The sequence below is a fragment of the Actinomycetospora sp. 2LY8.5 genome (assembly GCF_057180585.1).
The window spans coordinates 57,319-64,036 of the sequence record NZ_JBXUHE010000040.1 but is presented as its reverse complement, the minus strand read 5'-3'; the positions used below and the strand labels follow the sequence as shown (position 1 = coordinate 64,036).

At 69.8% G+C, this 6,718-nt stretch carries 7 protein-coding genes and 1 pseudogene; 3 read left to right on the top strand and 5 right to left on the bottom strand.

Annotation, left to right across the window (positions count from 1 at the left end; translation table 11 throughout):
• Positions 1–103: 103 nt before the first annotated feature.
• Both AC2A1K_RS29370 and AC2A1K_RS29365 read right to left on the bottom strand, forming a co-directional pair.
• Positions 104–502 carry a recombinase family protein gene (locus tag AC2A1K_RS29370; protein ID WP_483899889.1) on the bottom strand — a complete coding sequence of 133 codons (399 nt, stop codon included), beginning with the start codon at positions 500–502 and terminating at the stop codon, positions 104–106.
• Positions 503–720: 218 nt separating this feature from the next.
• A pseudogene (locus tag AC2A1K_RS29365) lies at positions 721–978 on the bottom strand (DUF4345 domain-containing protein); the annotation flags it as partial.
• A gap of 109 nt (positions 979–1,087) precedes the next feature.
• Here AC2A1K_RS29365 and AC2A1K_RS29360 point away from each other — a divergent pair.
• A complete protein-coding gene (locus AC2A1K_RS29360) occupies positions 1,088–1,672 on the top strand; it encodes a TetR/AcrR family transcriptional regulator (protein ID WP_483899888.1) in 585 nt (194 codons plus the stop codon).
• A 245-nt stretch (positions 1,673–1,917) separates the two neighbouring features.
• On the opposite strand, the gene AC2A1K_RS29355 is transcribed toward AC2A1K_RS29360, so the two are convergent.
• Positions 1,918–2,580, bottom strand: coding sequence for a TetR/AcrR family transcriptional regulator (locus tag AC2A1K_RS29355; RefSeq protein WP_483899887.1), 663 nt, complete (start codon positions 2,578–2,580; stop codon positions 1,918–1,920).
• Positions 2,581–2,689: 109 nt separating this feature from the next.
• On the opposite strand from AC2A1K_RS29355, the gene AC2A1K_RS29350 reads away from it, so the two are divergent.
• A complete protein-coding gene (locus tag AC2A1K_RS29350) occupies positions 2,690–3,895 on the top strand; it encodes a cytochrome P450 (RefSeq protein WP_483899886.1) in 1,206 nt (401 codons plus the stop codon).
• 328 nt (positions 3,896–4,223) lie between these two features.
• Here AC2A1K_RS29350 and AC2A1K_RS29345 read toward each other — a convergent pair whose 3' ends face one another.
• Complete coding sequence (locus tag AC2A1K_RS29345) at positions 4,224–4,523, bottom strand: DUF6506 family protein (protein ID WP_483899885.1); 300 nt, start codon at positions 4,521–4,523, stop codon at positions 4,224–4,226.
• Between the two features lie 398 nt (positions 4,524–4,921).
• Between AC2A1K_RS29345 and AC2A1K_RS29340 the strand changes: the two genes are divergently transcribed.
• Positions 4,922–5,959 (top strand): TerC family protein, encoded by a 1,038-nt coding sequence (locus AC2A1K_RS29340; protein WP_483899884.1) that lies wholly within the window; start codon positions 4,922–4,924, stop codon positions 5,957–5,959.
• 30 nt (positions 5,960–5,989) lie between these two features.
• Here AC2A1K_RS29340 and AC2A1K_RS29335 read toward each other — a convergent pair whose 3' ends face one another.
• Entirely contained in the window at positions 5,990–6,592 is a 603-nt protein-coding gene (locus AC2A1K_RS29335; RefSeq protein ID WP_483899883.1) for a TetR/AcrR family transcriptional regulator, read from the bottom strand.
• Positions 6,593–6,718: the final 126 nt, after the last annotated feature.

Here is a 6,718-nt window from a genome sequence, read left to right as displayed (position 1 = left end):
GAAGGCGGCGTCGTCCAAGGCTGGAAACCAGCCCTCGGCGCCCTCGCGCTGGCCTACCCCGACCGCATCGGCCCCTACCTCACCTGACCACCGACAGATCAACTTACACAGACAGATTGACAGGCTCGTCGTGGGTGGTCACCCGAATCCGGACTCCGGCGCGTTCGCAGGCCTCGATCAGCTCGACCCACTCCCCGACGCGCCGCGACCCGCGCGAGGACTCCCACAACACCAGCACGTCCGCACCGAACGCCCCGGAGGCGAGATCGGCCATCAGCCGGTCGAAGTCGTCGCGGGCCTTGGTGGCGTACCGCGACGCCGACCGCGAGTTGTCCCGGTACGCCTCGCCCAACACGATCGCCTCGCGGGCCGCGTCGCGGGCGTTGTCGTCGTGCTGCTCGTCAACCGACCGCGCCCGCCCCGAGCGGTCCAGCGACACCCGCAGGTACTCCCGACCGGTCCGCGGGCTGGTTCGGGGGTTCTGCGGCTGCTGACCTGGCATACCGGGAGGGTACAACTAGGAAGGGGGGTGATTGGTCCGGTGTGTTTCCGCTCCATGCCACGCCGCCCGACCGACGCAGGTAGCTCTGCGGGCGAACTGGACGAGGGCCGGTTGGCGGCGAACCCGGACCGGCTGCGCTTCTCGTCCGCGTCGGCCAGCCCGAGCAGCACCGGCGGCAACCCGACCTCGATCCCGGTCAGCACCACTTGGAACGAGTGCGGCCGACCGGCCACCCCGAGCGACAGCAGTCGCCCCAGGCCGCCGATCCAGAAGACCGCGGTCAGCCAGCGCACCGGGCGCGCCGGCACCGGACTCTGCGCGGCGACCCACAGCCACGCTGCGCCGTAGCCGGCGAAGAGCCCCCCGTAGAAGCGCTCCCGGCTGTCGACCGTCGGTCCTGCGTCGGACAGTCCCGGCACGGACCCGTTGCCCCACAGCAGGTGCACAACCCCGATGGGCAGGCAGGCGGCACCCATCGCCCACACCAACCCTCGCAGAACACGAGCCACCCCACGACCTCCTTACTAGACACGTGTGAATTAACTGTGACCGGGCCAGTGAACACGTGTCAAGTAGCCTGGGCGAGTGCCTCCGCGGACCCGTCTCTCGCCCGACGACCGGCGCGCCCAGTTGGTCGCCGTCGCGGCGCGGTCGTTCGCCGCGCACCCCTACGACGAGGTGCGCATGGACCGGATCGCCGCGCAGGCCGAGGTGTCCCGCGGGCTGCTGTATCGCTACTTCCCCACCAAGCGTGATCTCTTCGCCGCGGTGTACCGCCGCGCGGTGAGCGACCTGCTGGCCGAGAGCCGGTTCGACCCCGAGCGCGACCTCACCGACCAGATCGGCGCCGGGCTCGACGCCCACCTCGACTACTTCGAGGCCAACCGGCACGCCGTGCTGGCGGCCAACCGCACCCTCGCCGGCGACCCGGCCATCCAGACGATCATCACCGACGAGCTCGTCGAGCTGCGCGACCGGCTGATCGCGGCGGTCGGGGTCTCCGGGCACTCCCGCGACCTCGCGGCGGCCGCCGTCCTGGCCTGGCTGACGTTCATCCGCACCCTCTGCCTGGAATGGCTGACCACTGACACCATCTCCCGCGACGAACTGCGACAGATGTGTCTCCGGGCCCTGTACGGCGTCCTGGGGCCCGACCTCGACTTCGGATGACCAGGTCCTCCTCCCGCCGCTCGAGGATCGGTGTCGGGACCGAGCTGCTGCATGGCGAGTGGCTGCGCCGCGGTGACGCCCCTGCCGCTGCTGGCGGCGATCGAGACTTTCGAGCACCTGCCAGCCACCTCATGGCTCGCGCGGGCCCGCAGCGGGCCCGCGCCACGTCGAGGCCCCAGGCCATCCCGTGGAGCTTCGATCACTAAGGGTCTTCCTGAGCGCCGGGCGGAGAAGGACGGCGCCGGCTAGTCCGCCGCCCCGAGGTGACGGTCCAGCTCGTGGAGGGTCAGGCGCTGCCGGCGCAGCGGCTCGGTGGCGTCCAGCGCCACGGCATGCAGACCGCCGAGGAACAGCTCCAGCTGCTGGTCGATCAGCACCTCGTTGAGCTCGGCGCCGATGACAGGCAGTGGACGGGACAGTTTGATGATCCCGAGCACGATGTCGATCGGGGTGACACCCCGGCGGAGCTGCCCGTCGTGCTGGGCTGTGCGAACGAGGTCCTCCATGCGCTCGAGGAGCTCGTTGCGCTGCGCCTTCAGCGCTCCCCCCTCGGCCCGCAGGTCCTCCTCCAGGGCGGGTGCCAGCACGGGCGTGAAGACACCGACCCGGCGGCGCACCAGGCGGCGGATGAGCTGCGCCAACGCACCCCAGGCGTCCGCATGTTCCGCGACGGCGCCGTCCATCTCCTCCCCGACGACGGCCATGTTCTCCCAGGCGACCTGCCAGACCAGCGCGCGCCGGTCGGGGAACCGGCGGTAGAGCGTGGCCACGCCGACGCCCGCGCGACGGGCGATCTCCTCCAGCGGAGCCTGGACGCCCTGCTCGAGGAAGACCTCGCGAGCGGCGTCGACGATCTGCGCGCGGTGACGGCGGGCGTCCGCCCGCAGCCGGGGCCCGCTGTCGACCACCTGGCACTCCACTCCCTGAACCCTGTATATGGAGGGAAGCCCTCCGTTTGTGGTAGCTTACCGCCCCCATCAAACGGAGGATTTTCTTCCACTTAGTTTGGAGTGTCCGGTGCCTCGAACCGCGATCCCCGACAACCGGAACTTCCCGTCCCCGCGGCAGTGCCCGTTCGCCCCACCGCCGGAGTACGAGCGACTGCGCACCGAACAACCCGTGTCCCGGGTGGCGCTACCGACCGGCGACACCGCGTGGCTGGTGACCCGATACGAGGATGTCCGGACCGTGCTGAGCAGCCCGGCGTTCAGCGCCGACGGCACCCGCCCCGGCTTTCCCGCCCTCGTCCCGGGCGCAGCGCAGATCCTGCGGCGACCGCCGTTCATCCGCATGGACCCGCCCCAGCACACCTTCTACCGGCGCATGCTCATCCCGGAGTTCACGGTCAAGCGGATCAAGACGATGCGGCCGGGCATCCAGTCCATCGTGGACGGCCAGCTCGAGCACCTGCTCGCCCAGACCCCGCCGGTCGACCTGGTCGAGGCGTTCGCGCTCCCCGTGCCGTCGCTGGTGATCTGCCAACTGCTCGGTGTCCCCTACGCCGACCACGAGTTCTTCCAGAGCAGGAGCAAGGTCGTCGTGTCCGGAGCGAGCGCGGAGCACTCCGCGGCCGCCGTCGGCGAGCTGCGCACCTACATGGACCGGCTGATCACCCGCAAGCAGGCCGAGCCCGGCGACGACCTGCTGAGCAAGCTGGTCACCGAGCAGCTCGAACCCACTGGCCGGCTCGGCCGCGACGAGCTGGTGATGATGTGCCTGATGCTGCTCAACGCGGGCCACGAGACCACCGCGAACATGATCTCCCTGGGCACCGTGGCGCTGCTCGAGCACCCCGACCAGCTCGCGGCGCTGCGGGCAGACCCCGACCTGCTCCCCCACGCGGTCGAGGAGCTGCTGCGCCACCTAAGCATCGCCGACCTCATCACCACCCGGATCGCGACCGAGGACACCGAGCTCAGCGCCACGACCATCCGCGCCGGCGAGGGGGTCATCGCCCTACTGGCCGCCGCCAACTGGGACCCCGGCACCTTCACCGAGCCCGACCGGTTCGACATTCACCGCGGAAGCCGCCACCACGTCGGCTTCGGCTACGGCGTGCACCAGTGCCTCGGGCAGCACCTCGCCCGACTCGAGCTCGAGATCGCGCTCTCCGCCCTGCTCGCGCGCATCCCCACCCTGCACCTCCCCGTGCCGGCCGACGAGCTGCCCTACAAGCACGACAGCATCGTCTACGGCCTCCACGAGCTGCCCGTAGCCTGGTAGTCGGCCTGCCCGCCCCACGGGTGCCATGAGCCACGCGGGTGACCAGTGCCGGCAGCCTCGGTTCGGCGGCCAGGCACCTCGGGGCCGGCCCGTTCTGCCGGCGCGGAGCATTGCCGACTGTCGGGGTTCCCCTGCCGATCCCCACCGTTCCCGCTGCAACACCCGTACCGCTGCGACGCGCCCGGCCATCCGGCTGTGCCCTGAGCCGGATGGACACGAGTGCGCCCGCCCGTGTGCGGGCAATGGTCGGCCGGCCTGGGGCATGTGCGGCGACACCGTGATCCGGGTCAGAGGCACGCGCTGCTCCAGGCACCAGCAGGGCCGCGAGTCAAGCGAAGATCGCGTGGAGCTGGTCGACGGCCTCGGGTCCGTACCCGACCACTCCCACCGGCACTGCACCGTCGATCGTTTCGACGACTTTGCCCGCCCACACCGGGCCGAACCCGCCGCATAGCTCGATGAGCTGCACGCCGTCGGCTACCAGCTGCCGAGCAACCTCGAGGACGTGCTCGGGACCCGGGATACCGACGACCACCGTCCGGCAAGAGCAGGTGTCCTCTGTGCTGAACCTTCCCTCGGGTGGGCTGCCCGCTGCCGTGTAGACGAATGCCCAATGCGTCAATGCCACTTAGTCCTCTTTCGATCACGCGGCTTCCACCTGGGCGCTGCGCCCATGATCGGGCAGTGCCGCTCCACGACGATCGACGGTCGAACGCGACACTGCCCGTCCCGGCGGGGAGGCGGCGACGGTGGCGTGCTCCGTGAGAATCGATCACCCCTCATTGCGGGATCCCGCATCGTGCATTGAGTGCATCTATACATCAAGTGCAGTTAGAGTGACCTTCGTCGCGTGGCTCCTGGGTGTCGAGATCGGCCATCCTGCCCTAGCGTCGACCCCGAAGGGGAGTACTCCCGACGCGGCGTCGTCGTCAGTACGGACCAGGACAGGCTGGCCCGGTGGCGCCGGTCCACCCGAGGTGGGCGGAGGAGACCTTCAGCGCTCCGAGCTGCGCTGGAGGACCGCCCGTGTCCGTACCCCTCTGGATGTGGCTGGCGACGATCGGCGTCGTCGTCGGCATGCTGGTGTTCGACTTCGCCGGGCACGCCCGCGATCCGCACGAGCCGACGCTGCGCGAGTCCGCGATCTGGTCGGCCGGCTACATCGCCGTCGCCCTGCTCTTCGGCGTCGGCGTCGGGGCCTTCTCCGGCTGGCAGTACGGCGGCGAGTACCTGGCCGGCTGGCTCACCGAGAAGGCGCTCTCGGTCGACAACCTCTTCGTCTTCCTGCTGATCATGACCAGCTTCGCGGTGCCGAGGATGCACCAACAGAGGGTGCTGCTGATCGGCATCGCGATCGCGATCGTCATGCGCGGCGCATTCGTCGCGGTCGGGGCGGTGGTCATCGAGCGGTTCGTCGCCGCGTTCTACCTGTTCGCGATCATCCTGTTCTGGCTCGCCTGGTCACAGCTGCGGGAGGCGCTGTCCCCCGACGGCGCGGACCCCTCCGACGCCGGTGACTCCCGCCTGATCCGTGTGGTGCGCCGGGTCCTGCCCACCTCCCCGGACTACGACGGCGCGAAGCTGACCACTCGTGTCCACGGGACACGAATGCTCACCCCGATGGCGCTCGTCATCGTGGCGATCGGTCTGACCGACCTGCTGTTCGCGTTCGACTCGATCCCGGCGATCTTCGGCCTGACCCCGGAGCCGTTCCTGGTGTTCACCGCCAACGCGTTCGCCCTGCTCGGGCTGCGCCAGCTGTACTTCCTCATCGGCGGGCTGCTGGAGCGGCTGGTCTACCTGGCCCACGGCCTGTCGGTCATCCTCGCGTTCATCGGTGTGAAGCTGGTCCTGCACGCCCTCCACGAGAACAACGTGCCGTTCGTCAACGACGGTCACCCGGTGCCGGTGCCGGCGGTGCCGATCTGGCTGTCGCTGACCGTGATCACGGGGACGATCGCCGCCAGCGCGCTCGCCAGCCTGGTAGCGCCGACACGCAGTGCCGCGGGCGACGGGAAGATGCCGCGGCCGCCCTGCGACGGCAGCCGGACCACCCATGGGTGACCCAGAGACTCGGCCCCGCACGGGCCCCGCTCATCCGTTCCGGCGGCGGCCCCACATACCGATCTCGACCGCCCGGTGCATCGCCTCCCGGATGCCCTCCATCGGCTCCCCGCGGGCGAGCGCGGTGATCGCTGCGGCATAAGTGGCGGCCATGACCGCAGCGACGGTGGCCTTCGCGCCGATCTCGTCGAGCTCGTCGGGGAACAGCTCGAGCAACACTGCGGCAAACCGGCGCTCTGACTCGAGACGGCGGTGCAGCAGGTTCGCCTGGACCGACGGCACCTCCGGGGCGAACCGATACTGCAGGCCCCGGAGCTGCGTCATCTCTTCAGGCTGGTCGATCATGGCCCGCATCGCCCGCGTGAACGCGTCGTCGGGGCCCTCACCGGGGACCCGTTCGGCGATGACCTTCAGGCCAAGGTCGACCCGTGCATCAGCCTCACCGGCGAGCACGTCCTCCTTGGTCACGAAGTGCAGGAAGAACGTGCGGGTGCTGACATCCGCCTTCTCGGCGATCTGCGCGACCGTGGTCTCCTCGAAGCCCTGCTCGGTGAACAGCTCCACCGCCGCATCGACCAGCGCGCGGCGCGTGGCGAGCTTCTTGCGCTCCCGCCGACCCATCTCCTCGCTCACGACGCGAAGTATTACAGTCAGCACCTAAATGCAGTAGCTGTATCGCTACACTTGATGCATCGACAGCAGAGAGATGCGGGACGTCGCGGGGCGCGAGGCGTTGGTAACCGGCGGGACCCAAGGGAT

Coding starts and splice junctions, on each gene's coding strand:
- AC2A1K_RS29370 (WP_483899889.1), bottom strand. CDS start 502: ATGCCAGGTCAGCAGCCGCAGAACCCCCGAACCAGCCCGCGGACCGGT.